General features: G+C 68.5%; 19 protein-coding genes. 12 read left to right on the forward strand and 7 right to left on the reverse strand.

The annotated features are described in order from the left end of the window. Positions 1-72 precede the first annotated feature (72 nt). Both DB31_RS03880 and DB31_RS03885 read left to right on the forward strand, forming a co-directional pair. On the forward strand, positions 73-627 hold the full coding sequence (locus DB31_RS03880) for an RNA polymerase sigma factor (RefSeq protein ID WP_240486511.1): 555 nt from the start codon (positions 73-75) through the stop codon (positions 625-627). Next, a complete protein-coding gene (locus DB31_RS03885) occupies positions 624-2,387 on the forward strand; it encodes an anti-sigma factor family protein (RefSeq protein WP_044182481.1) in 1,764 nt (587 codons plus the stop codon). The genes DB31_RS03880 and DB31_RS03885 overlap by 4 nt, the downstream gene beginning before the upstream one ends. A gap of 12 nt (positions 2,388-2,399) precedes the next feature. On the opposite strand, the gene DB31_RS49565 is transcribed toward DB31_RS03885, so the two are convergent. Beyond that, positions 2,400-2,567: a hypothetical protein gene (locus tag DB31_RS49565; RefSeq protein ID WP_169787005.1), complete on the reverse strand. Its 168-nt coding sequence runs from the start codon at positions 2,565-2,567 to the stop codon at positions 2,400-2,402. A 156-nt stretch (positions 2,568-2,723) separates the two neighbouring features. Continuing rightward, positions 2,724-4,301: an ATP-binding protein gene (locus tag DB31_RS03890; protein ID WP_240486512.1), complete on the reverse strand. Its 1,578-nt coding sequence runs from the start codon at positions 4,299-4,301 to the stop codon at positions 2,724-2,726. A 1,278-nt stretch (positions 4,302-5,579) separates the two neighbouring features. Here DB31_RS03890 and DB31_RS03905 point away from each other — a divergent pair. After that, positions 5,580-6,335: a J domain-containing protein gene (locus DB31_RS03905; RefSeq protein ID WP_044182493.1), complete on the forward strand. Its 756-nt coding sequence runs from the start codon at positions 5,580-5,582 to the stop codon at positions 6,333-6,335. Between the two features lie 3 nt (positions 6,336-6,338). Here the strand turns inward: DB31_RS03905 and DB31_RS03910 are convergent, their stop codons facing one another. Next, complete coding sequence (locus DB31_RS03910; RefSeq protein ID WP_044182496.1) at positions 6,339-7,325, reverse strand: endonuclease/exonuclease/phosphatase family protein; 987 nt, start codon at positions 7,323-7,325, stop codon at positions 6,339-6,341. 193 nt (positions 7,326-7,518) lie between these two features. Between DB31_RS03910 and DB31_RS03915 the strand changes: the two genes are divergently transcribed. The 7 genes from DB31_RS03915 to DB31_RS03945 all read left to right on the forward strand — a co-directional run bounded on the left by DB31_RS03915 (position 7,519) and on the right by DB31_RS03945 (position 17,659). Then, a complete protein-coding gene (locus DB31_RS03915) occupies positions 7,519-8,076 on the forward strand; it encodes a hypothetical protein (RefSeq protein WP_044182499.1) in 558 nt (185 codons plus the stop codon). 114 nt (positions 8,077-8,190) lie between these two features. Further along, positions 8,191-9,033: an AAA family ATPase gene (locus DB31_RS03920; RefSeq protein WP_044182502.1), complete on the forward strand. Its 843-nt coding sequence runs from the start codon at positions 8,191-8,193 to the stop codon at positions 9,031-9,033. Positions 9,034-9,051: 18 nt separating this feature from the next. Further along, the gene (locus tag DB31_RS03925; RefSeq protein WP_044182505.1) at positions 9,052-10,257 is read left to right on the forward strand and encodes a vWA domain-containing protein; all 1,206 of its coding nucleotides are present in this window, start codon (positions 9,052-9,054) and stop codon (positions 10,255-10,257) included. 652 nt (positions 10,258-10,909) lie between these two features. Then, positions 10,910-11,581: an endonuclease domain-containing protein gene (locus DB31_RS50260; RefSeq protein ID WP_240486513.1), complete on the forward strand. Its 672-nt coding sequence runs from the start codon at positions 10,910-10,912 to the stop codon at positions 11,579-11,581. Between the two features lies 1 nt (position 11,582). Then, positions 11,583-12,608, forward strand: coding sequence for a helix-turn-helix domain-containing protein (locus DB31_RS03935; protein ID WP_240486514.1), 1,026 nt, complete (start codon positions 11,583-11,585; stop codon positions 12,606-12,608). 41 nt (positions 12,609-12,649) lie between these two features. After that, the gene (locus DB31_RS03940) at positions 12,650-15,877 is read left to right on the forward strand and encodes an AAA family ATPase (RefSeq protein WP_044182510.1); all 3,228 of its coding nucleotides are present in this window, start codon (positions 12,650-12,652) and stop codon (positions 15,875-15,877) included. A gap of 183 nt (positions 15,878-16,060) precedes the next feature. After that, the gene (locus DB31_RS03945; protein ID WP_044182513.1) at positions 16,061-17,659 is read left to right on the forward strand and encodes a S8 family serine peptidase; all 1,599 of its coding nucleotides are present in this window, start codon (positions 16,061-16,063) and stop codon (positions 17,657-17,659) included. A 3-nt stretch (positions 17,660-17,662) separates the two neighbouring features. Here DB31_RS03945 and DB31_RS03950 read toward each other — a convergent pair whose 3' ends face one another. Both DB31_RS03950 and DB31_RS03955 read right to left on the reverse strand, forming a co-directional pair. Next, positions 17,663-18,049 (reverse strand): response regulator, encoded by a 387-nt coding sequence (locus DB31_RS03950; RefSeq protein WP_044182516.1) that lies wholly within the window; start codon positions 18,047-18,049, stop codon positions 17,663-17,665. Further along, on the reverse strand, positions 18,046-19,587 hold the full coding sequence (locus DB31_RS03955; protein ID WP_044183810.1) for a sensor histidine kinase: 1,542 nt from the start codon (positions 19,585-19,587) through the stop codon (positions 18,046-18,048). Before DB31_RS03955 ends, DB31_RS03950 begins: the two co-directional genes overlap by 4 nt. A gap of 187 nt (positions 19,588-19,774) precedes the next feature. Between DB31_RS03955 and DB31_RS03960 the strand changes: the two genes are divergently transcribed. Both DB31_RS03960 and DB31_RS03965 read left to right on the forward strand, forming a co-directional pair. After that, on the forward strand, positions 19,775-21,586 hold the full coding sequence (locus DB31_RS03960; protein WP_044182519.1) for an amidase: 1,812 nt from the start codon (positions 19,775-19,777) through the stop codon (positions 21,584-21,586). 109 nt (positions 21,587-21,695) lie between these two features. Continuing rightward, the gene (locus DB31_RS03965) at positions 21,696-22,130 is read left to right on the forward strand and encodes an organic hydroperoxide resistance protein (protein ID WP_044182521.1); all 435 of its coding nucleotides are present in this window, start codon (positions 21,696-21,698) and stop codon (positions 22,128-22,130) included. Positions 22,131-22,139: 9 nt separating this feature from the next. On the opposite strand, the gene DB31_RS03970 is transcribed toward DB31_RS03965, so the two are convergent. Together DB31_RS03970 and DB31_RS03975 are read right to left on the reverse strand one after the other, a co-directional pair. Continuing rightward, the gene (locus DB31_RS03970) at positions 22,140-22,487 is read right to left on the reverse strand and encodes a DUF4286 family protein (protein ID WP_044182524.1); all 348 of its coding nucleotides are present in this window, start codon (positions 22,485-22,487) and stop codon (positions 22,140-22,142) included. Next, on the reverse strand, positions 22,484-23,677 hold the full coding sequence (locus DB31_RS03975) for a DUF6068 family protein (protein WP_044182527.1): 1,194 nt from the start codon (positions 23,675-23,677) through the stop codon (positions 22,484-22,486). The genes DB31_RS03970 and DB31_RS03975 overlap by 4 nt, the downstream gene beginning before the upstream one ends. Between the last annotated feature and the right edge of the window lies 1 nt (position 23,678).

Below are 23,678 nucleotides of genomic sequence, written 5' to 3' on the forward strand. Positions count from 1 at the left end.
GGCTTGCTCGCTGCTCCTCGGGTTGGTCGGTACTTGACTGTGCGTGACTGGGCTGCGAAGGCTGCCACCTTCGTGGATTCCCGGTCTCTCTCAGAGCCCACCGTTGATAGCCGGTGGTTCGCCGCGTTCATCCGGGAGCACGAGTCCGTCCTCCAGGCCACTGCGCTGCGCTTGTGCGGCAACCCCACGGATGCCCGGGATTTGGTCCAGGACACTCTGGAGCGTGGGCTGAAGAACCTGTCCCGCTACAAGCCGGGCACGGATGGGCGCGCATGGCTGCTCACCATCCTCCACCACATCTTCATCGACCGGTGCCGCTCGCGCACCCGGGAGCGCCGCGCGGATGTGTCCGCCGAGGATGTGGAGGAGAAGGTCGCCGCCCCCGAGCCCGACGCCCAGCCCGCCTGGGCCGCCATCAGCCCCGAGCAGCTGCGCGAGGCCCTGGACAAGATTCCCGAGGAGTTCCGCCTCGTCTACCAGCTGCACTCGCTGGAGGGGCGCTCCTATATCGAGATCGCGGAGCGGCTTGGCATCCCCAAGGCCACCGTGGGCACGCGGCTCATCCGCGCGCGCCGCCGCCTGAAGGAGTTGCTGATGCCCACTGTGACCGGAGGCGCCGAGGCATGAGCGGCATGGGCGACATGGGCGAGGACATCCATGACCTCGTGCACGCGTTCGCGGACGGGGAGCTGGAGCCCTCAGAGGCCGAGGCCTTCCGCGAGCACCTCGGCACCTGCGAGCAGTGCCAGGCCGAGCTGGATGACATTCTCCAACTCCAGGCGCTGAGCGGGCGGCTGGCCTCGATGGAGGCGAAGCAGGCTCCGGCTCCCGAGACGGTGGCGCCTCCTGTGGAGAGGGCCCGGCCTGTCGAGGCGGCGCGGAAGACCGAGGAGGCGGCGGCTTCTTCTCGCGCCTTCCGCCCCGCGTGGAGCCGCCGCCGGCGCGTGGGCCTGAGCGTGGTGCTGGGTGGTGCGCTGGCCGCAGCCTTTGCCCTGGCCGTGCTGCGGACGCCGGGCCTGGAGGGTGGGAACACTCCCGAGACGCTCGCGCTGGCCCCCACCCGCTCCACCGAGGCGCGGCTGAGCTACGGCGGTGCCAGTGGCTGGCGGCCCTACGGCGTGAAGCGCTCCGGCAACGAGCGCCCCGTGGAGCGCGTGCCGCTGGAGACGCAGGCGAAGCTGGAGAAGAAGAGCGACCTGCACGGCCTGGCCACCACCTTCCTGCTGCAGGGCGAGAAGGATCAGGCCGCCGAGTACCTCGGCAAGCTCTCCTCCTCGCCGGACGTGGACAGCGATCGCGCGGTGGTGGCGCTGTCGAAGGGCGCGCTGGAGGAGGCGCTCAGCCTGCTGGAGGGCGTGCTCGAGAAGGCGCCGAACCACGCTCCCGCGCTGTGGAACCGTGGCCTGGTGCTGCGTGAGCTGGGGTTGGATCTGCTGGCCGCCGAGAGCTTCGGCAAGGTGGCTGCGCTCAACGAGCCCGGCTGGAGTGACGAGGCCCGCGAGCGCAAGGCGCAGCTGGAGCGTCAGGGCCAGGAGCGCCACAACCGCTGGAAGGCCGTGTGGGACGCCGGCAATCGCATGGTGGCCGATGGCACGCTGCTGACGGACAGCCAGGTGCGTGACGCTCCGCCCATGGCGCGCCGCTCCCTGTACCTGGCCGCCTGGACCGCTCCCACCGCTGAGCGGGTGCTCGCGCTGCGGCCCGTGGCCCAGGCACTCGATGCGCACTACGGCGGCAGGGTGCTGGAGACCTACCTGGAGCGCACCGCGAAGCGGGACTTCGCCACGCGCGCCCCGCTGGCCGCCACCTTCTCCCAGGGGCTCGAGGGCAAGCTGGACGCCACCGCGGGGGAGGCCTTCATCCGCCAGCTCCAGGCCTCGGGCGAGCAGGACATCCTCCTGGGCGCGCTCTCACTGCTCGGCATGCTCCCGGCGCGGGTGGACCTGTATGAGGCGGCCGCGCGCTCGCTGGGAGACCCCTGGTTCCTGATGAGCGCCCAGCTCCAGCGGGCCCAGGCGCAGCTCGCTGCCCGTGAGCTCGGGCAGGCGGAGGCCACGCTGCGCACCGCGCTCCCCGAGTGCGAGCAGCAGCACCTCGACTCCCGCTGCGCCGAGCTGGAGCAGATGCTCGTGGAGCTCTACACGCTGGATCACCGTCTGTCCGAGGCCGGTGAGCTGGCCCGCAAGGGGCTCACCCGCGCCCAGCAGATGAACGAGGCGGGCCTGGAGGTCCGATTCCTACAGAACCTCGAGCAGATCGCCCGCTTCCAGAAGGGCTTAGCCCTGGCGCGCGCGTACCTCCAGGAGTCCGCCCTGCGCGAGCCGGACTCCTGCCCCACGCAGATCCACGTGCACGCCTGTCGCTGTTGGCCGTTGTGTGTGCCGTGAGCTCCGGAGCGCTCAGTTTCGGAAGCGCGTGGGCTTCAGCGGGTTGAGCGCGAGCATGACGGCGAAGTAGCGGGCCTGCACCTCGTTGGTGCAGTGCACTTCCTGAATGCGGCCGCCCATCTTCACTCGAATGAGCCAGCCATCCTTCTCGCGAGTCAGCGTGGGGGTTTCGGTCGTCATTGGGTCCATTCCTGGGTGTTGAGCCAGCCTCCCACCTTTCTCATTAGCAGCCTGCATGCCAGTCTCCGGAGCGTGGGATTGCGGGCGTTTGGCCGCCCCTGGCGAACACCGGTGGACAGGGGAGCTGTCATTCTTGCAGACCCGTCTGCAAGAACTTCAGTGCACGGTGTGACTCGACGCTTGCTCGGGCTGCGCCTGCGCCGAGGGCAGTGTCGGAAGGGCGACATAAAATGTGGAGCCGCGGTCCACCTCGCTCTCCACCCAGATGCGGCCTCCGTGGCGCGCGACGATGTCGCGGCAGATGTAGAGCCCCAGCCCGAGGCCTCCATAGGAGCGAGGGGACACATTGCGCGCGCGGAAGTAGCGCTCGAAGAGGTGCTCCTGCTGATCAGCGGGGATGCCGATGCCCGGGTCGCTCACGGACAGCAGGGCTGTGTCGCCGCGCGGCTCGAGCGAGACGTGGATGGTGCCGCCGTCCGGGCTGTACTTGAGCGCGTTCTCCAGGAGGTTGGCGATCACCTGCTCGAGCCGGTAGGGGTCTCCCAGCACCTGGAGCGGCGTGGCGGGCGCGTGGAAGAGGATGCGGTGCCCGGCTTCGTAGAGGCCCTCGGTGACGTGGATGACGTGCTCGGTGAGCAGGTCCAGGCGGGTGGGCTGAGGTTGGAGCGCGAGCCCGCCGGACTCGATGCGCGAGGCGTCCAGCAAGTCATTGATGAGCGAGGTGAGGCGCAGCAGGTGCTGGCGCGCGTGGCGCAGGGAGGAGGGGTCCACGGGCTCGCCGCGCTCCAGGCGGCGCTCGAGGTTGGCCAGGCGCAGGGAGAGCGGGGTGAGGGGCGTCTTCAGCTCGTGCGAGGCGATGGTGAGGAAGTCCTCGCGCACGCGCACGGCCTCCTGGGCCTCGCGGAAGAGGCGAGCGTGCTCCCGCTCCACCTTCTTGCGCTCGGTGATGTCCTCGACGATGCCCACGCCTCCAGCCACCTGGCCGCTACCGTCGTGGCAGGGGGCGAAGTGGATGCGCACGGGCGTCACCTTGGAAGCGGTGACGGAGGCGTAGTCGCCTTCATAGTGCGAGTGCTTGCCGCTGAGCGTGGCGCTGATGCAATGGGTGATGCGCGGATCCTTCAGGGTCAGCAGGTTGAGCCCGATCAGCAACTGCTTGGACGAGCCGGTGATGCGGACGAAGTAGTCATTGCAGGCGGTGATGACGGGCGTCTTGTCGAAGTGGAAGATGCCGAGCGGGGCGTTCTCGACGATGGTCTGGTAGCGGCGCTCGGCCATGTCGGGCTTGCGCGCGGCGCCGAGGTGGCCGCTTTGCCAGAGCTCGAGGGACACCTCCTGTTGGAGGGGCTCGGGGCTGAAGCTGGGGGCCTCGGGGGCGCGGCGCAGGGACAGGACAATGCGCTGCTGCCCATGCCGCTGGGCCTGGCCGGTGGTGATCTCCAGCAGCAGCTCTTCGCCGCCCCGGCGCTTCAAGGGGAGGAGCGTGGAGTGGCCCGGCTGCTGCTGTTGGCGTGCGAGCAGGTAGCGGAGCAGGGAGTTCCCGTCGAGGGTCTGGAGGCGTGGGGGAACGAGGAGGGAGAAGGGCTGGCCGCGCAGCTCTTCTCCCTTCCATCCGAGCAGCCGCTCTGCGGCGGGGGTGATGTAGAGGATGTGTTCGCGGCCATCGCACGCCAGCAGGGGATCGGTCAGGGCATCGATCAGGAGCTCGAGCTCATCACCTTCCAGGCAGGACACCAGCGGGCCTCTCTCCAATCGTCCTGCTAGAGATAGGCACTTCTGGAGTGAGCGGCTGGGCCTGAGGGAGGACTCCCGGCGCCCGGGCGGGGAAGGGCCCGCTGCTGCGGTATGCTGCGACCGAAGTGGCAACGCTTTTGGGGCGGCTGAGGCGGCTATGCGCTGGAAGGCAGCGATAATCGGGTGGATGGTCTTCTTCCTGATGGGATGTCCCCACTCGTTCGGACGGGGAGGGATCCTGGACCGGGCCGCAGCCAAGGACACGAAAGAGTACCTGGAAGACCTCAACGGCGAGCAGCCCTGTCCATCACCTGAGGAGCTGAGTCAGCTCTGCGAGGAGCGAGACGATCCGGCATGCCCTCGGGAGTGCTTGCAGTGAAGTGGCGATTCGCGCTGGTCGCGCTCGCGGGTTTGCTGCTGGTGGTCCCCTGGGTGTTCACCGTTCGCATCATGATGCGAGACGAAGCTGTGAACCGGCTGCCAGGCGGGGCGCCAGTCAGCCCCGTGCTCTCGCAGGAAGACCGGGCGAGGCTGATGACCTTCCATCGCGACTGCAAGCAGAGTGATGACTGCGACCCCCCGCTGGGCTGCCGGAAGTACTGGAAGCTGCGAAGGTCGATCTGTACGGACAGCGAGTGCGTGTCTGACCTCCAATGCTCGGAGGGAGAGACGTGTCAGGTGGTGCCTTCCGAGGGGAACGGGCCCCGGCTGCGCCTCTGTGTTCAGCAGGGCGTGCGGCAGGAGGGGGAGGCGTGTGACCTCTTTCCTGGGAGTAGCCCGCAAGCCTGCGGGCCAGGGCTGCTCTGCCGCGAAGGCCGCTGCGGACGGGCTTGCCAGCCCTCAGCGCCCGAGAGCTGCCCGCGGGGGTTCTTCTGCTCGGACAGCCCTGAAGGCTCAGTGTGCCTGCCCACGTGCGAGGAGCAGGGCTGCCCCGAGGGACAGCAGTGCCTCCGGTTCAACCGCGTGGGGGACCGGAGCGTGTCCGCCTGCGTGAGGGTGCGCGGGGTGAATTGTCAGAAGACTTCCTGCGCCCAAGGGCAGGAGTGCCGGGTGCTCCATGTCCCCGAGCATCCAGAGGAGGCACATGTGTCCTGTGCCATCCCCTGTGGCTCGGGCCGGCCCTCTTGCCCGGAGGGCCTCATCTGCCCCCGGTTCTTCTGTGTAAAACCTTGTGACCCACGGGCCGAGGGGATGTGTGGCCCGGATGACGAGTGCCGGCAGCTCAGCTCGAATGATCCTTGGGCCTGCCGGCCCCTTCTGTAGCGTAGGCTCTGGCCCGTGGTCCACGTCCTCTTCTTCTCCGACAGACAGGTGCGCGACAAGCTCTTCGCCCTCGTGGACGGGACGCGAGGGTTGGTGCTCGTGAAGGGCGTGCGCCATGGCAAGGACATGACGCCTCCGCAGGAGCGCGAGCCCTTTGACACCCTCGATGCCAGCTTCGGCCACGCGCTCACCACCGTCATCGTCGCCGACGAGGGCAGCATCGAGGGCATGTGGCGAGACCCGCTCGGAGACCTCGCCGAGCGTCTCTACCCGCGCAGCAAGGACGACGCCTATACCGCCGCGAGCAGCTACCTCATCCTCGAGAACGGCCGCCCCCGCGCCGTCGTGCGCAAGCGGGAAACGCCCCGCGAGGATCTCTGGTACCTCCAGGAGGCGCTCAGCCAGCTCACGTCCCGCATCCCCGCGCCTGACCCCGCTCGCAAGCCGGGCCCTCGCAAGGCCGCTGCTCCCAAGGCCTCGCGCCGCCCGCCCTCCAACGACCCCACGCCCCCGCGTGGTACCCGCGCCTACGCCTACGCCGAGCCCGAGTTCGAGCCCCCTCCCGAGCCGCCCGCAATGGACCCCTGGAAGGTGCTCGGCATCGCCCCCGGTACCTCCAAGGACGAGGCCCGTCGCGCCTTCCGCGCGCTCGTAGCCCAGTACCACCCGGACAAGGTCGCCCACCTCGCTCCCGAGTTTCAGGAGCTGGCCGAGCGCAAGACGCGCGAGCTCCTCGAGGCCTGGGAGCAGCTCGAGAAGTCGCTCCCCTGAGCCTCAGCCCTCCGAGGACACGGGCGCGGAGGGCGGCACCGAGTCCTCCAGCGTGAAGCGCCCAATCAGCGGCATGTGGTCCGACAGCCCATGGAACCGGCTGGTGATGTCCCCGAACGGCCGCGTCTCCTCCATGTCCAGCCACCGCACCCCGCTCCCCGAGAACAGGTGGTCCAGGTGCATGCGCATGTGCATGAAGCCCGCCGTGGGAAAGCCTCGGATGGACTTCGGATCAATCTGTCCCACGCACGCCTGCGCGCACGTGAGCCGCGCCTCGTCGCACAGGTACTGGAACACGGGCGAGGCTGGCGGCGAGTTGAAGTCCCCGGTCACCACGAACGGCTCGCCCTGCGAGTGCTCCGTCAACAGCGACACCAGCTTGCGCGCCTCGTGCAGCTGGTTCATCCCGCGCCCCATCTTGTCCTTCGTCGCCCAGAACTCCTTGGCGAACGGCGTGGGCAGGCTCAGGTGCGTGTTGAAGACGTGGAACGCCCGCCCATCGTCCGCCCGCTGCAGCCGCATGTGCGCGCAGATGCGGCTCTGCTTGCGCTCCTTCAGCCGCTGCACGTGGTGGTAGGTGATTTGAGCCGGCGCCTCCACGTTGTGCCGGTCCACTCTCAGCGTCTTCCGGTTCACCAGGATGGCCAACCCCGTGGTGTACAGCGAGAAGTCCCACAGCTTGTAGTGGTGCGCCCGGAAGTAGAAGGCGTCGTAGGGCATCTCGCGGCCCTGGGCCCCGAAGATCTCCACCATGCGCCCCATGAAGGCCTGCAGCTGGGTCTCCCCCGGGTGGCTCGGCCGGTGGGCCACCGAGCTGCGGAAGGAGCTCGTCTCCACCTCTTGCAGGCAGACGACGTCGGGCAGCGGATTCAACGAGGCAATCGCCGCGGAGACCCGGCGCTTGGGGCCCGTGGTGCTCGCCAAGCCGCGAAGCGCATGGCCGAAGTACCGAACGTTGTAGCTCACGAGACGTAAGGATGTGGCAGCCACGAGATGACTTTACCCATGCCGCCCGCTCCGGCTACTCCGGGGCGTCTGGTCCCTTGCCTGCTTTGCGTTCTAGCTGATAGTGGACACTCCGCCCGGGTGCTTCCGCCCCGGTGAAAAAGTTCCCGCCCCCAGGGTCGGCTGTGCGCGGGGGGGCGCTGAATCGCCCCAGCTCTTCCATTTCAAGGAGTCTCAGATGCGTTCGCTCAAGTGGGCAGTCGCCGTCGTGGCAGCAACCAGCTTCCTGGGTTGTGGTGGCAACCAGCCCTCCATCTACCGCGTGGCCGTGCAGCGGGTGACCGCGGAGAACACCCCTGCGGGCTGCTACGTCCCGGGTCAGGCGCCTACCACCATCAACGACAAGTCCACGAACCTCGTGGACCGGCAGCAGTGGGTTCTCTGGGAGGGTATCGAGGACGCCGTGTACCTGGAGCCCGGGAACATCAACTACAACATTGGCCAGGCCGAGAACGTCGCCATCAGCGCGGACACCATCCAGGGCACCAAGGCCGACGGCAAGCACACCTTCACCAGCGAGCGCACGCGGAGTGCCCCGAACGAGGTCTACACCACCTCGGCCACCTACACGATCGACAAGCTGGGGAGCACCATCGAGGGTGCGCTGCTGCTCCGCTCCGTGTGCACGGGAGCGAACTGCGATTTCACGACCGCTTGCGAGGTCACGCTGACCTACTCCGGCATCAAGATCGACGCCGACCAGTTCAGCGTCTTCACCCCCAGCCCGGGGACCTGATCCCCTTTGGGCCGCCAGGCCTCTCCGGGCAGGGGAGGCCTGGGCCTCAGGCAGGCGGAGCGCTCAGTCCAGGCGCGCGTCCGGGCCGAGGATGTTAAAGGTGGGGGTAACACCATGACGCCCACCTCCTCCCGTTTCCGTGGCACCGAGAAGTACCTCTCCAGCGAGGGCCTCCAGGCCGCCGTCAACTGTGCGCTGACGCTCCAGCGTCCCCTGTTGGTGAAAGGCGAGCCCGGCACCGGAAAGACCCTCCTGGCCGAGGCCATCTCCGAGGCGCTCGGCATGCGCCTCATCCCCTGGCACGTGAAGAGCACCACCCGCGCCCAGGATGGCCTCTACGTCTACGACACCGTGCAGCGCCTGTATGACTCGCGCTTCGGCGACGGGGACGTGAAGGACATCCGCCGCTACATCCGCCTGGGGCCTCTGGGCGAGGCCTTCTCCGCGAAGGAGCGCGTGGTGCTGCTCATCGACGAGGTGGACAAGGCGGACCTCGAGTTCCCCAACGACTTGCTCCACGAGCTGGACCGGATGCGCTTCCGCATCGTGGAGACGAACGAGGAGGTGGTGGCCGCGCACCGCCCCGTCGTCATCATCACCAGCAACAACGAGAAGGAGCTGCCGGACGCCTTCCTGCGCCGCTGCGTGTTCCACTTCATCGACTTCCCGGACACGGACCTGATGCGCCGCATCGTCGGCGTGCACCACCCGGGGCTGGACGCGGAGCTGGCCGAGCAGGCCCTGAAGGTCTTCTACGAGCTGCGCGGCTTCTCGCGGCTGCGCAAGCGGCCCACCACCAGCGAGCTCATCGACTGGATCGCCGTGCTCAAGGCCAGCGGCGTGCAGAGCTTCAAGCTGGATGAGAACCTGCCCTTCCTCGGCGCGCTGCTGAAGAAGGAGCAGGACCTGATGGCGGTGGCCGAGGCGTTCGGCCGGGGCCGCCGGACGCGGGCCTAAGTCCCGGGAGAGCGCGCCATGTTCCTGCCCTTCCTCTACGAGCTGCGCAAGCGCAACATCCCCGTGGGCACCCAGGAGGCGCTGGCCCTCGCGGGCGCGTTGCGCGCGGGGCTTCATGACAGCAGCCTCGACGGCTTCTACCACGTGGCGCGCTCGCTGCTGGTGCACTCGGAGGCGCACCTGGACGCCTTTGATCAGGCCTTCCTGGCGCACTTCAAGGGCGTGGAGTCCGCGGGCCTGCAGCTGACGCAGGAGCTGATGGACTGGCTTCGCGAGGCCAAGGAGCGGAGGGACCTCACCCCCGAGGAGCAGGAGCTGCTCAACTCGCTGGATGAGGAGGCCCTGCGGCAGCTCTTCGAGGAGCGGTTGCGCGAGCAGCGCGAGCGCCACGACGGCGGCAACCGGTGGATCGGCACGGGGGGCACATCGCCCTTCGGCAACGGGGGCCATGGGCAGCAGGGCATGCGCGTGGGCGGCACCGGCGGTCGGCAGGGCACTGCTCTCTTCCAGGCCGGCGAGCGCAAGTACCAGGGCTACCGGGACGACGTGGTGCTGGACACCCGTCAGTTGGAGGTGGCGCTGCGCAAGCTGCGGGCCTTCGCGCGCGAGGGCGCTCCGGACGAGCTGGACGTGGACGAGACGATCAACGCCACGGCGAAGAACGCGGGCGAGCTGGAGGTGGTGACGCGGCCGCCGCGCCGGCCCAACACGCGCGTGGTGCTGCTGATGGACGTGGGCGGCTCGATGGATCCGTACGCAGCGCTGATGAGCCGGCTCTTCAGCGCGGCCAGCCGGGCCACGCACTTCAAGGAGCTGCGCACCTACTACTTCCACAACTGCGTCTACGGGAAGCTCTACGCCACCCCGCAGCTCACAGGCGGCACCACGGTGCCGGACCTGATTGCGCAGGTGGGCAAGCACCACAAGCTCGTCATCGTGGGCGACGCGTACATGGCGCCTTACGAGCTGGGCATCCGCGCGGATGCCAACGGGCACTACTCCCCGGACGGGCTGGAGGGGCTTGTCTGGATGATGCAGTTGGCGCAGCACTTCGAGCGCAGCGCGTGGCTCAACCCCGAGCCGCCTCGCATCTGGCCCAACAGCACCATCGCCACCATCGGCCGCGTCTTCAACATGTTCCCCCTCACCCTCGAGGGGCTGGGCGAGGCCGTGTCCCACCTCACCAAGGGCCGCACCCCCAAGGGCCTCTCCGCCCGCCGCTGAGTTGAATTTTCGCGACTGACCCGGGATGCTTGTCTTCATGCCCGTGGGTCTTCTGGCGCCGCAGAGTGATTCCTTTGCACTGCAGGCATTGGAGCGGCATCGCCGCAGGCGCGAAGAGCAAGGGATTCCCACGTTGACCGTGTTGGTGGGACCCCTGGGACGGTCCAAGGGCCTCTTTTCCCGCTGGCTCGCCTCGCGTCACCGGCCGCTCTGTACGGTTGTGTCCGCGACCCCAGCCGAAGCTGTTCGTGCTTGGACCGAGGCTCTCGCCAAGGCGCGGGACCTCCCGGCTGCGGCTGCGGATTTCCTCGGGAACGTGCTGGGCTTCGCCCCAGGGGCTCTGCGAGCCCGGTTGGAAGGCAAGACGGCCTACGAGCGGGACGTGTTGCTTCAGGAGCTCCTGCCTGCGGCACCCGTGGGAGATTCCGGCCCCCTGTGCAGGCTGCTTTTGCTCTCTTCGGAGGTGCCAGCTCCTGGGGCTCTCTTCGAGCCGCTGCTCCGCGGTTATGGAGGGGACCCCGCTCGCACTTTCTCGGCGCTGCACGCCATCCTTCCCGCAGGGACGGCTCCGGCGCTCTTGCTGACGGGCTCCGGGGCAGAGGGGTGTGCGCGTGCTTCCAGAGCCGCAGCCAATCTCTGCGAGGCCGTGCCCGTGTTGCCCATCGCGCTCAGCGTGGAGCGGACCTGGGTCGACGCGTTCCTGGCAGGCCCTGAGAGTCGCTCACTCGCCATGGTCCGCGAGGGGCTCATCGAGGTGGCAGCGCCTTCACCTCAGGCTTTGCAGCGGAGGTTGGAGGAACTGGGCGTCCGCGACACCGAGCTTCTCGCTGCGCCCCTGGCCCAGCTTGCCGAGGATGGCGCCTCGGATGAGCTGGTGACCCGCTTTGGCCGGGCAGCGCTGGCTCGGGAAGCCGCTGCCCGCGAACCTTCCGGAGCCAGCCGCGCCCGGAGCGCCGAAGAGGAGTTCCTGCACCTGCTCTTGGAAGAGATTCCAGAGACGCAAGGCCTCTTCGAGCTCAATCAGAGGGCAGGATTCCTCATCCAGGGCCGACCTGTCGAGGTGGATTTCCTGTCACTGACCTTGCGTGTGGCGATAGAGGTCGACGGTTACTATCACTTCCGGGACAAGGAAGCCTATCGGCGCGACCGCCGAAAGGATTTGGCGCTCCAGCGAGAAGGCTATCTGGTGCTCCGGTTCCTGGCGGACGATGTGGTGGAGCGGTTTCGCGAGATTCGCGATACACTCTTGGAGGTCGTGGCCCACAGGCGCGACCCGTCAAGGCGGCAACCGCCGCTGGGGGAGGATGCAGATGGTGGGGAGTGAAGTGTCTCATGTTGGAGATCTGGCACTCGCCTGGTTGCTGACACGCGCGGAGGGGAAGGGGGCTCGGAGTGACCTGGCCCGTGCGTTGAAGCCTCTCACGGACCACCGCTGGAGCAGTGGGGAGTGGAACACCCGGTTGGAGGGGCTGCTGGAGCAGCTCGTTCACGAGGGGCTCGTGCAGCAGAACGCTCGCAAGGGACTGACCCTCACCCCGCAGGGACGCACGCGGGCCCTGGCGGCCTTGCGCCTGGAGCGCCTGCCCAAGGGAACCACCTGGAAACAGCTCAAGCGGACTCACCTGGTGGCGCTGGCCTTGGGGCTGGCTCCTTCGCCGTCGACGCTGGCTCGGCTGGGCCGCGCGGATGGCATGCGCGCGGTGCTCGTGCAGAAGCAGCTCGGGCTCCCGGCTCCCGGCTCCCAAAGCCTCGCGCAGGTCCGGGATGCCTTGTGCTGGCGGCAGCTGGGCGTGGAGACGGACAAGCCTTTCACGCTGGCGGCCGTTCAGTCGGTGTTGCTCAGCCGGGCGCTGGAGGCCACGCGCGAGCTCGCTCCCTCGCAGGCGCTGCACCAGCTCGCCGCCAGGAGCGTGGGCGCGCGGCGGACGGACCCGGAGAGTCTCCGGCTGGCCACGCTGCGGGCCTGGGCACTGCCTTTCGGGGAGCCCGCTCCGGCTCAGCCCCGTGCTCCAGACAGCGCCTCCGCCCCTCCGAGCGCCGCCGCCACGGGAGCGGAAGCCACTCGCCAGGACGAGGGCCTGCACCACTTCGCGGAGCGCGTCTTGCAGGTAGCCCGTGGCGCGACAGAAGGACGTTTTGGAGATGACCGGGTCTTCATCTCTCACGTCTGGCGGGCCATGCAGGCGCCCGGCCTGGACGAGCAGTCCTTCAAGCGCCGCCTCATCGAAGCCAACCAGAAGCGGCTCCTGTCCCTGAGCCGCGCCGACATGGTGGAGCTGATGGACCCCACGGAGCTCTCCGCTTCGGAGACCCGGCACCTGGGCGCCACCTTCCACTTCATTGCGTTGTAGCCGCAGCTCACCCCGCCGTACGGGCTTGAGAACCGCCGCTCATGAGCCACCAGAACGATCTCCGCCTCTCCGCCTTCTTCTCGGACACCGAGGTCTTCCACCCCATCCAGCACCGCCACGACATGTGGCGGCAGGATCCGTTCGATGTCGAGACGATCCACAAGGAGGCACGCTCCGCCTTCGAGCGCCTGCTGCTGCGCGCGACGACGCCCCCGCGCCCGGAGTCCGGCCGCATCCTGCTGCTGCTGGGGGACTCGGGCTGCGGGAAGACCCATCTGATGCGGGCCTTCCGCTCCAGGGCCCACGAGCGCTCGCTGGGCTTCGTCGGCTACATGCAGATGACGACGGCCCAGTCCAGCTATGGGCGCTACATGCTCAACAACCTGGTGGACTCGCTGGACCAGCCCTATCTGGCGCCCTCGGAGCCTCGTTCGGGCCTGGAGCGGCTCTCCGGAATGCTGCTGGAGCGGTGCAGCAAGGTCGCCGCCCTCCTCGCGGACTCCGAGCAGGATGCCGATGAGGTGCCCGCGCTGGTGGACATTGCCGCGGATGAACTCAAGGGGCAGCCCCTCTTCGAGCGGTGCGACCTGGACCTGATGCGGGCGCTCTTGTTCCTGCAGCGCAATGACACGCGCATCAAGAGCCGGGTGCTCAAGTACCTGCGCTGCGAGGATTTGTCCGAGGGCGATCGAAAGGTGCTCGGAGGTCTGGTGCCTCGCATCCACGACCATCACCCTCTGGAGACCGTGGAGCACCTGGGGCGGCTCGTGGCGGCGCTGGACCACTCGCTGGTGTTGTGTGTGGACCAGCTCGAGGGGTTCAACGACTTCGAGTCCCAGCAGGTGCCGCACTTCCGCCGGGCCATGACCGCGCTGTGTGACTTGGCCGATCGCGTGCCCTCGTCGATCATCGTCATCAGCTGCTTGCACAACTTCTGGCAGGGGTTGAGCAACCAGCTCACGCAGTCGCTGCGGGACCGCATCGAGAATGCGCCGCCCTTCATCAAGCTGGAGGCCCAGCGCACGGCCGATGAGGCCCGGCTCATCACCGAGCGCAGGCTGGAGCACCTCTACGCGCTGAAGGATGCACCCTTTGATTACGCGGAGCCCACCTACCCCTTCCCGCATGAGGGCTTCGAGGCGCTGTCGGGCCATCGCGCACGGGAGGTTCTCGATACGTGCCGGCGCTGGCGCGAGCACGCCATCTCCACGGGAGTGCTTCCCCATCAGTTCCCCTTGAGCAGCGAGAAGGCAGAGCCGCTGCCCGAGGTTCCCCCGCAGGAGACCCTGGCGCTGGATCAGGAGTGGAACGATTTCCGCACCGGGCACTCCACGCCGCCTCCGGAGGAGGACTCGGAGCTGTCCTCGCTGCTGGCGTGGGCGCTGCAAGCTTCCATGGACGAGTTGGAGACAGGACACCGCGTCCAGGCCCGGTCCGAGGGTGAGGCCCTCTTCGTGGAGCTCACGCCCGGAGATCAGCGGCTGCGCCTGGCCTTCTGCAACAAGGGGGCTCAGCGGGGAGCCCTCGCGAGGCAGATCGAACAGGTGCGCAAGGACGCCAAGGGGCGCATCCCCGTCGCCGTTCGTTCCAGCTCCTTTCCCAACAGCCCCAAGTCCGAGGCAGCCCTGGAGCTGGGCAAGCTCCTCAGCAAGGGCGGGCGCAACGCCGTGCTCGAGGACAGCGATTGCCGCCTCATCCTGGCGCTGAAGGCTTTCCGGCAGCAGCACGAGTCCTACCCGGGCTTTGCCGCGTGGCTCCGCTCGACCCAGCCCCTGAGCCAGCTCAAGCCCTTGCGGGACATTCTGGATCTCGACCACCTGAGCCGCCCGGCGGCCGTGCCCGGTGCAGCGCCCGCGCCCGCGGTGGCGCCGCAGACCGAGTCTTCAGCGCCTGCTCCCGTGACCGCTCCACCCGTGGCAGCTGCTCCTCCCCGGGCGGCGCCGGAGCGCCAAGGGACCGAGCAACCCCCCCCGCAGCGTCAGCCTTCTGCTCCCTCACGTGCGCGTGGGCCGGTGCCTCTCCGGTTGGGCGCCGAGGAGAGTCTGCTCAAGGAAGAGATCTCCCTGCTCCCGGATGAGCTGACCAAGCATGCGGCCTTCCTGGGCGGCTCCGGGAGCGGCAAGACGACACTGGCGCTGAACGTCATCGAGCAGCTCTTGCTGCAGGGCATTCCGGCCATCCTCGTGGATCGCAAGGGAGACCTGGCGGGCTATGCGACCGAGGAGTTCTGGACGCGCAGTGCCAGCAGCCCCGAGCGCGCCGAGCGCCAGGCCCGGCTCCGCGAGTGCCTGGATGTGGCGCTCTTCACTCCGGGGCATCCACAAGGGCGTCCGCTGTCCATCGCCATCGTTCCGGAGGGGCTCGCTCAGCTGCCAGAGTTCGATCGGCAGTTGGCCACCCGCCATGCCGCGGATGCGCTGGCGGGCATGCTGGACTACCGGCAGAGCCCTCGCGACAAGTCCTGCCGGACCTTGCTCAGTCAGGCCATTGATCAATACGTCCAGCTCTCGCAGCAGACCGTCGCCCTGGAGCCGCTCATCCAGTTCATCGGGGACAAGGATCCTCGGCTGGTCAGCGCCGCGGGCCGGCTGGACACCAAGTTGTTCGACAAGCTGGCGGATGACCTGGACCGGCTGCGCATCGACACGGAGAAGACCCAGCTGCTGGGGGGCAGCGGGGCAGACAAGCTCGACATGGACCTGCTGCTCGGACGAGGCGCCCATGCGCGGCCCGGAAAGACGCGCTTGAGCGTTCTCAGCACCCGGTTCCTGGGAGACACGCACAGCGTCCTCTTCTGGATCTCCCAGTTCCTCATTGAGGTGACGCGGTGGCTCAACCGCAGCCCCTCCAGCTCACTGCAGGCCGTCATCCTCTTTGACGAGGCGGACATGTACCTGCCTGCCACGCGTCAGCCCGCCACCAAGCAGCCCATGGAGAACCTGCTGAAGCGGGCTCGCTCGGGAGGGCTGGGCTTGATGCTGGCGACCCAGAGCCCGGGCGACTTCGACTACAAGTGCCGCGACACCATCCGCTCCTGGTTCGTGGGCCGCGTCAAAGAGAAGAACTCCTTGGACAAGATGCGGCCCATGCTCAGCGAGGCCCGGGTGGACTTCACGGCGAAGATCCCCCAGCAGACCACGGGCGAGTTCCACCTCATCCGTGAGGGCAAGGTGAACCGCTTCCGGGCGGACCCGTCCGCCCTGTCCACCGAGCAGCTCGCGGAGGAGGAGCTGCTGCGGCTGGCCGCCCGCACTCAGTCGCGCCCCTGAGCGTGGACCCCCGCGCTCCCGCATATAATGATGCGGGGCCTCAAAACGGGGTTGGGTAGGATGTTTGCCTACCTGAGTTTTCCACAAGTTGTCCCCACCTTCCCACAAATCAGCCATGTAGGTGATGTGGAGCTATTTGTAGGTGGATAGGCAACTTCCTCCGCCATTTGCCGACAATTCGGCATGGCTACCATCTCCAAGCTCCCTTCTCCTTCGCTTCCGACTTCGACCCCCCGCACCGAGACGGCGCAGCCTAAGGCCCCGGCCCCGGCTCCTCGCTCGGAGGCCCGCGCGAGCCGCGCGGCGGATGGCTTCGACTCCGCACCCGCGCGCTCGAACTTCGTGGATCGCCCGGGCAACACCTTCGTGGCGCGCCCCACCGGCCTGCGTCCGGGCTCGCCGCAGCTGAACCCGACGGAGGCCCCCGCGCCCCGCCCGACGCTCTCGCGCCAGCCGCTGGCCCGCGAGGCGACAGCGCAGACGCTCAAGGCCGAGGCCACGCCGAACCTGGAGGTGAAGGACCTCTCCAAGGTCACCTCCACAGTGAGCTTCGACAAGGACGTGAGCATCGACTCGCTGAAGCTGTCGATGGACCTGGCGCACACCTACCGGGGCGACCTGAAGGTGACGCTGACGAGCCCCTCGGGGAAGACGGCCACCATCAGCGACAAGCAGGGCGGCAGCGCGGACGACCTGAAGGGCACCTTTGACCTGAGCGCCTTCAAGGGTGAGAAGACGAAGGGCACCTGGACGCTGACGGTGGAGGACACGGCGCGTTCCGACACGGGCACGCTGAAGAACTGGAGCCTCGAGGCCACGGGCAAGGCCGAGGGCCCGGTGGATCCGAAGCCGACCCCCAAGGGCCCGCCTGTCGTCGCCATCTTCGACGGCGGCGTGGACTACAAGCACTCGGACTTGGACGGGGCCATGTGGACCAACCCGAACGAAGTCGAGGGTGACGGCATCGACAACGACGGCAACGGCGTGGCGGACGACATGCACGGCTTCAACGTGGGCTTCAACTCGGGCGACCCGATGAAGGGCGAGGGCACGGACCACGGCACGCACGTGGCGGGCATCATCGCCGCCGAGGACAACGGCCAGGGCAACACTGGCGTGGCGGCGGGCAAGGCGCAGGTGCTCTCGGTGGGCGGCCTCTACGACGGCAATGACTTGCTGACGAACTTCGAGCGCTCGGTGGACTACGTGGTGGGCCTGAAGGACAAGGGCGCCAACATCCGCGCGGTGAACGCGAGCTTCGGGGACGAGTACAAGGACGCGGCCTCGCAGGCGCGCTGGAAGGCGGCCATCCAGAAGCTGGCGGACGCTGACATCCTCCTGGTGGCGGCCACGGCGAACGGCAACGGCAGCAACATGAACAACGTGCAGGACTTCCCGGCCAACGTGGATCTGCCCAACGTCATCACCGTGGCGTCCATGGACAAGAACAACGACAAGCTGGCGCGCTTCTCCTCGCACGGCGACAAGGTGGTGGAGCTGGCCGCAGTGGGCGAGGACGTGCTGAGCACGGTGCCGGGCGGCCGCTGGGAGAAGATGAGCGGCACCTCCATGGCCACCCCGCGCGTGGCGGCCACCGCGGCGCTCATGTTCGCGGAGAACCCCAACCTCACGGCGGCGCAGGTGCGCGACATGCTGGTGAAGACGGTGGAGGTGGATCCGGACCTGAAGGGCAAGGTGAGCACGGGCGGCAAGCTGGACATCGCCGCCGCCGTGGCCGCCGCCCGCGCCGCCGCGGCCACCTCCTTCGCCGCGCGCCCGTAGTCCTCAGTGGGAGGCGGTGACTTCCGGGCAGTGACGCCGGGTGATGCTGACGAACTCCTGGAGCTGGAAGGGCTTCTCGAGGAGGCCCACGGCCTTCATCTCCTGAGCGATCGGCGTCAGGTCCCGGAACGCGGAGATGACCACCACGGGGATGGACGCCAGCTCGGGGGTGCGCAGCTGCTCCTGCCGGAAGGCGCGGCCGTCCATCCGGGGCATCATCAGGTCCAGGAAGATGAGGCAGGGCTGGGGCCCGGGGCCGCGCAGCCGGTCCAGCGCCTCGAGCCCGTTCTCGGCGCCCACGGCCTCATAGCCCTGGTCCTCCAGAATCTCGAGGAGGCTCTCACGGATCTCCAGGTCGTCCTCGACGATCAGGACGCGGTGGGACTTCATGCGGGCAGCTCCTCGGAAGAAGTGCGCTCGGGCTCGGGGTGCACGCTGGGGGCCAGCGGCAGCCGGACCGTGAAGCAGGCCCCGCCCTCGGGCAGGTTGTGCGCGGTCACCATTCCATCGTGCGCCTTGACGATCTCCCGGACGACGTAGAGGCCGAGCCCCAGGCCTCCGTAGTGGCGTATCTCGGCGGCGCGCTCGAAGCGGTCGAAGATGCGGGACAGGGCGTCCTCCGGGATGCCCGGGCCCCGGTCGCGCACGTCGATGACCGCCGTCTCTCCGTCCTGGGCGAGCGACACCTCGATGGGCGCACCGGCCGCGTACTTGAGGGCGTTGGACACCAGGTTGCTCACCACCTGCTCCAGGCGCAGCCGGTCCCAGGTGCCCACGATGGAAGCGCCCGTGCGCAGGGTGAGCGCACAGCCCGCGCGGGTGGCGGCGTCCCGGAAGCGCTCGGCGGCCTCGCTCACGGCCTCGGTGAGCTCGAAGCGCTGCAGGCTCAGCTCGAAGTGGCCCGTGGAGATGCGCGAGACGTCCAGCAGTGTCTCGACGAGGTCGGTCAGCCGCTCGGTGCTCCGGGCGGCCCGGTCAATCTTCGTCACCACCCGCTTCTCCAGCTCGTCGCTGCGCTGACGCAAGCCCTGCAGCTGGAGCTGGAGCGCGGTGAGGGGCGTCTTGAGCTCATGCGAGGCAATGGAGAGGAACTCGTCCCGCAGGCGGATGGCCTCCTGCGCCTGGGCCAGTCGCAGCTGCTCCTGCGCCATCCGCCGGCGCTCGGTCAAATCCCGCGTCACCTTGGCGAAGCCGATGTGCTTGCCCGTGCTGTCGCGCAGCACGGTGAGGATGACGCTGGCCCAGAAGCGGGAGCCGTCCTTGCGCACCCGCCAGCCCTCCTCCTCGTAGCGGCCCTCTCGCAACGTGATCTCCAGCTCGCGCTCGCACTTGCTGGAGCGGACGTCCTCCTCCGGGTAGAAGCGGGTGAAGTGCTGGCCGATGATTTCCTGAGCCGTGTAGCCTTTGATGCGCTCGGCACCGGGGTTCCACGTCATCACATGGCCCTGGGTGTCCAGCATGAAGATGGCGTAGTCCTTCACGCCATCGACGAGCAGGCGGAAGCGCTCCTCGCTCAGTCGCAGCTGCTCCTCCGCGAGCCGGCGCTCCGTGAGATCCCGCGTGACCTTGGAGAAGCCAATCAGCCGCCCTGAGGCATCCCTCATGGCCGACAGCACCACATTGGCCCAGAAGGGGGTACCGTCCTTGCGCACCCGCCAGCCCTCGTACTCGAAGCGCCCCTCCTCTGCGGCCCGCTTCAGGTGCAGCTGGGGCTTGCCGATGTGCTGATCCTCCGGCGTGTAGAAGCGCGAGAAGTGCTGGCCGATGATCTCTTCGGCGCGGTAACCCTTGGTGCGCTCGGCACCGGGGTTCCAGGTCAGGATTCTCCCCTGGGGATCCAGCATGAAGATGGCGTAATCGCGGACGCTCTCAATGAGCATCCGCCAGGGGCCCTGGTCATTCCATAAGGGGGGGAGGGCTTCTGCCACGGAGCGATCCTGCCGCGGAGCGACTGTCCGCTCGTCGTCGGTCATCTGTACTCCGGCTCGAGGATGCGCTGGCTAGGCAGACAAGGTACTGCCCGCTTCCAATCTGGGTTCGCAAGATGCGAGAAACAACCCCGATCTTCGTAAAAACATTGAACCATCAAAGATCTATTGGATCTTCCGGAGTCACATGAGTCGCTCGCGCAGGGAGTTTCTGACCAGTACCGCACTGGGCGTGGCCGGAGTGGCCGCGGCCGTTACCGCAGAGGCGGCACCTTCCGATGCGGGTGTTCCGGCGGCAGCGCCTGCTGGTGCACCGCCCGCGTTTGGGACTGCACCCTCCGTGGGGCCTGGGGTGAGCGCGGCCACCTTCGCGGAGGCGGAGAAGCTGGTGCAGGTGCAGCTCACTCCAGCGGAGAGGGCTCAGGCGGCCAGCAACTGGCGCGAGATGATGGCCCCGCTCTACGAGTTCCGCACGGGGCCCCGCCGCGCGAAGCTGGAGCCGGAGGTGGCGCCCGCCTCGCGGTGGGACCCCTTGCTCCCTGGGCTCGCCAGCGGGCCTGCGCGCAACCGCTTCGTGCGGAGCAAGGCCTCGCCCGGGCCATTGCCGGGGAAGGATGAGGACATCGCCTTCGCGCCCGTCACGGCGCTCTCGAGGTGGCTCGAGTCCCGGGCGCTGAGCTCGGAGCGGCTCACGCGCATCTACCTGGAGCGGCTGCAGCGCTTCGATCCGAAGCTGAAGTGCGTCATCACCCTGACGCCGGAGCTGGCGCTGGAGCAGGCCCGGCGCGCGGACAAGGAGATTGCCGCGGGCAAGTATCGCGGTCCGCTGCACGGCATCCCCTGGGGCGCGAAAGACTTGGTGGACACGGCGAACATTCCCACCACCTACGGCGCCGAGCCGTTCCGCAACCGCGTGCCCACCGCGGATGCGACGGTGGTGGACCGGCTGCACCGTGCGGGCGCGGTGCTGGTGGCCAAGCTGAGCCTGGGCGCGCTGGCGCTCAATGACGTCTGGTTCGGCGGCGAGACGAAGAACCCGTGGCTCTTGGAGGAGGGCTCCTCGGGCAGCAGTGCGGGGCCGGGCGCGGCGACGGCGGCGGGCCTCGTGGGCTTCTCGCTGGGGAGCGAGACGGGAGGCAGCATCATCTCGCCGTCCATGCGCTGTGGCATCACCGGCCTGCGGCCCACGTTTGGCCGCGTGCCGCGCACTGGCGCGATGACGCTGTGCTGGTCGCTGGACAAGCTCGGGCCGATGACGCGCGGGGTGGAGGACTCGCTGCTGGTGCTCCAGGCGCTCTCCGGGCCGGACGCGGGCGATGTGGACAGCGTGCCGAGCGCGCTGGACTTCGACGCCACCGCCGGCGTGAAGGGCCTGCGCGTGGGTTATTTCCCAACGTGGATGGAGGACTTCCCCGCGACGGACGTGGACCGCGCCGCGCTGGAGACGCTGAAGCGGCTGGGGCTGAAGCCGGTGGAAGTCACGCTGCCGGACTGGCCGTACATCTCACTGATGATCATCCTCTTCGCCGAGGCGGCGGCGGCCTTCGAGGAGCTCACGCTGAGCCACGGCGTGGACGCGCTGAAGATGCAGGTGCCGGACGCGTGGCCGAACCTCTTCCGCCAAGCGCGCTTCCTGTCGGCGGTGGACCTCATCCAAGCGGATCGGCTGCGGCGCAAGGTGGCGCAGGAGATGGTGCGGGTGATGAAGGAGGTGGACCTGCTGCTGGTGCCCTCGCTGCAGCTCGACATGCTCACGATCAGCAACTTCACGGGGCACCCCTCGCTGACGCTGCGCACGGGTTTCGTGGAGGTGGATCAGGCCCGGAGCGACTGGGCGCCGGACCCCGCGCGGCCGCTGCCGAAGTTCTCGCCCATGCGGCGGGTTCCGCACGGCGTCACGCTCATCGGGCGGCTGTTCGACGAGGGGACGCTGGGCCGGGTGGGCATGGCCCTGGAGAGGGCCTCGGGTGTCGCGGGTGAACGGCCCCCGGGCTTCTGATCCGGCCAGTCCACATTTCCGGCAGGATTCCGTTGCAACCCGGGGCGTTGGTCACTACGTCGGGAGCGCTCAGTCGTAGGCACTCCACCCGAAGTAAATCGAGGACACCATGGCTCCTGTCACCATCACCCCCCTGTACACCGCCACCGCGACCTCTCACGGTGGCCGCAATGGCCGCGTGAAGTCGTCGGACAGCGTGCTGGACCTGCCGCTGGCGATGCCCAAGGAGCTGGGTGGGCCGGGCGGTGCGGTCACCAACCCCGAGCAGCTCTTCGCGGCGGGCTACTCCGCGTGCTTCGAGGGCGCGCTCCGGCTGGTGGCGGGCAAGCAGGGCAAGAACGTGAAGGACGCGAGCATCACCGCGCAGGCCACCATCGGCAAGACGCCGGATGGGGGCTTCGGGCTGGCGGTGGAGCTCAAGGGCAAGCTGCCCGGCCTCTCCAAGGAAGAGGCCGAGAAGCTCATGCACGACGCGCATCAGGTGTGCCCGTACTCCAAGGCCACGCGCGACAACATCAACGTGACGCTCTCCGTGGAGAGCTGAGCCGGGCGGCTACTCCGCCTCCGGCTCCGCATCCACTTCGAAGCGGGACACCTCGCTGAAGACCTGGCGCCGGAGGCGGGTGACGTAACCGAACATCCGGTCCGAGTCCGCTCGCAGGCGCTTCGCCGCATCGCTGGCGGCGTAGCGCTCGACGGCCTCGGTGCTGGCCATCTCGTAGTGGCACACGTAGCGCGCCCACCCATCCTCCGCGGCCGCCGTGTCCTTCCACTTGCGGCACGAGAGGAAGCCCGGCTGGCGCAGCACCTCCGGGACGTGGTGCTGCTCGTGCCACTCGTTCCAGGCGGCCTCGGAGTTCTGAGCCACCTCGATGGTGACGACGTAGAGCGCGGGCTTCACTTCGCGCCTCCGGCCCAGGTGCCCCAGTCCGAGAGCTGCTGGGTGAACGTGGGCTTGCGGCTCTTGCCCTCCACGCGCTCCACCGTCTCTCCCAGCGCGCCGAAGCGGGCCTGGTAATGCAGCCCATCCAGCGTGGAGTCCCACGGCTCCGCGGCGTAGAACTCCGAGCGGAGCTGCTGCGCACCGTCGGACTTCTCGGACGTCTCGAAGATGAGCGAGGGGACCTTGCGGCCCTTCACGTCCAGGGTGCCGCGGCGGTTCGGGGAACCCGTGTACCGAGGCGTGCGGAGCTGATCGGCCATCCAGGGGGCGAGCGAGTGCAGGAACTCCTCGACGGGCACCACCTCGGCATTGGCGAAGCTCGGGCAGGGAGCGCCGCTGGTGGGAGCGGGGCCGACGCTCGTGAGCAGGAAGCCGCGCTCGGCGGCGAGGCAGGTGCGGTTGACCTCTTCACCGGTGCCCGGGTTCAGGCGGGAGTCGGACCAGGTGCCCGGGCCCAGCGGGTACTGCAGCGAGGGAGCCGTGCCCGTGCTGCCCTCGGCGCCCTGGCGGAACTCCACGAGGGTGAGCTGGTGGCCGCCGCTCGCGCCGAAGCCGGACAGGGTGGTGCTGGCGGAGAGCAGCCCATTCGTCAGGTACAGCGGGCCCGGGTTCGAGGCGTAGAGGCGGTTCTCCAGCGGGCCATCCACGGGCCGCTTGTCCTCGGTGTAGCGCTTGGCCTCCCAGGTGCGGCCGCCGGCCGAGAGCTCCTCGGTGCTCTCGGTGCCTCCGCGGGTCCATTCCAGGGAGCGCGAGGCCTCCGTGCTCATGGGGAAGACGAGCTCCTTCGACAGCGGCAGGCTCGAGCTGGGCTTGCCCGCCTCATCGCTCGTGGAGAGCTTCAGCCAGACCCAAGGAGCTTGGACGGCGACCACCTCCAACGCCAGCCGCCCGGCGACGCGCGCCTCGGTCTTCGCGCCGACGTTCGCGCGGTTGGCAGTGAAGGCATACACGACGCGGTCGCCCACGCGGGCGGTGTGCCACGGGGTGGTGCCCGAGGAGGGAGGCGGCGTGTTCGTCATGGGCTCGGTCTGAGGCGGCTCGGTGGCGGTGCCATCGGGTTGCGTCTGAGAGGACGTGGTGGCGCAGCCGGCGAGAACTCCGAGCGCCGCGGCGCCCACGAGGGACAGGAACGAGGAGCGGGGATGCATC

The sequence above is a fragment of the Hyalangium minutum genome (assembly GCF_000737315.1).
Lineage (GTDB): Bacteria > Myxococcota > Myxococcia > Myxococcales > Myxococcaceae > Hyalangium > Hyalangium minutum.

Coding starts and splice junctions, on each gene's coding strand:
- DB31_RS03945 (WP_044182513.1), top strand. CDS start 16,061: ATGGCTACCATCTCCAAGCTCCCTTCTCCTTCGCTTCCGACTTCGACC.
- DB31_RS03975 (WP_044182527.1), bottom strand. CDS start 23,677: ATGCATCCCCGCTCCTCGTTCCTGTCCCTCGTGGGCGCCGCGGCGCTC.
- DB31_RS03925 (WP_044182505.1), top strand. CDS start 9,052: ATGTTCCTGCCCTTCCTCTACGAGCTGCGCAAGCGCAACATCCCCGTG.
- DB31_RS03960 (WP_044182519.1), top strand. CDS start 19,775: ATGAGTCGCTCGCGCAGGGAGTTTCTGACCAGTACCGCACTGGGCGTG.
- DB31_RS03915 (WP_044182499.1), top strand. CDS start 7,519: ATGCGTTCGCTCAAGTGGGCAGTCGCCGTCGTGGCAGCAACCAGCTTC.
- DB31_RS49565 (WP_169787005.1), bottom strand. CDS start 2,567: ATGACGACCGAAACCCCCACGCTGACTCGCGAGAAGGATGGCTGGCTC.
- DB31_RS03920 (WP_044182502.1), top strand. CDS start 8,191: ATGACGCCCACCTCCTCCCGTTTCCGTGGCACCGAGAAGTACCTCTCC.
- DB31_RS03950 (WP_044182516.1), bottom strand. CDS start 18,049: ATGAAGTCCCACCGCGTCCTGATCGTCGAGGACGACCTGGAGATCCGT.
- DB31_RS03965 (WP_044182521.1), top strand. CDS start 21,696: ATGGCTCCTGTCACCATCACCCCCCTGTACACCGCCACCGCGACCTCT.
- DB31_RS03940 (WP_044182510.1), top strand. CDS start 12,650: ATGAGCCACCAGAACGATCTCCGCCTCTCCGCCTTCTTCTCGGACACC.
- DB31_RS03885 (WP_044182481.1), top strand. CDS start 624: ATGAGCGGCATGGGCGACATGGGCGAGGACATCCATGACCTCGTGCAC.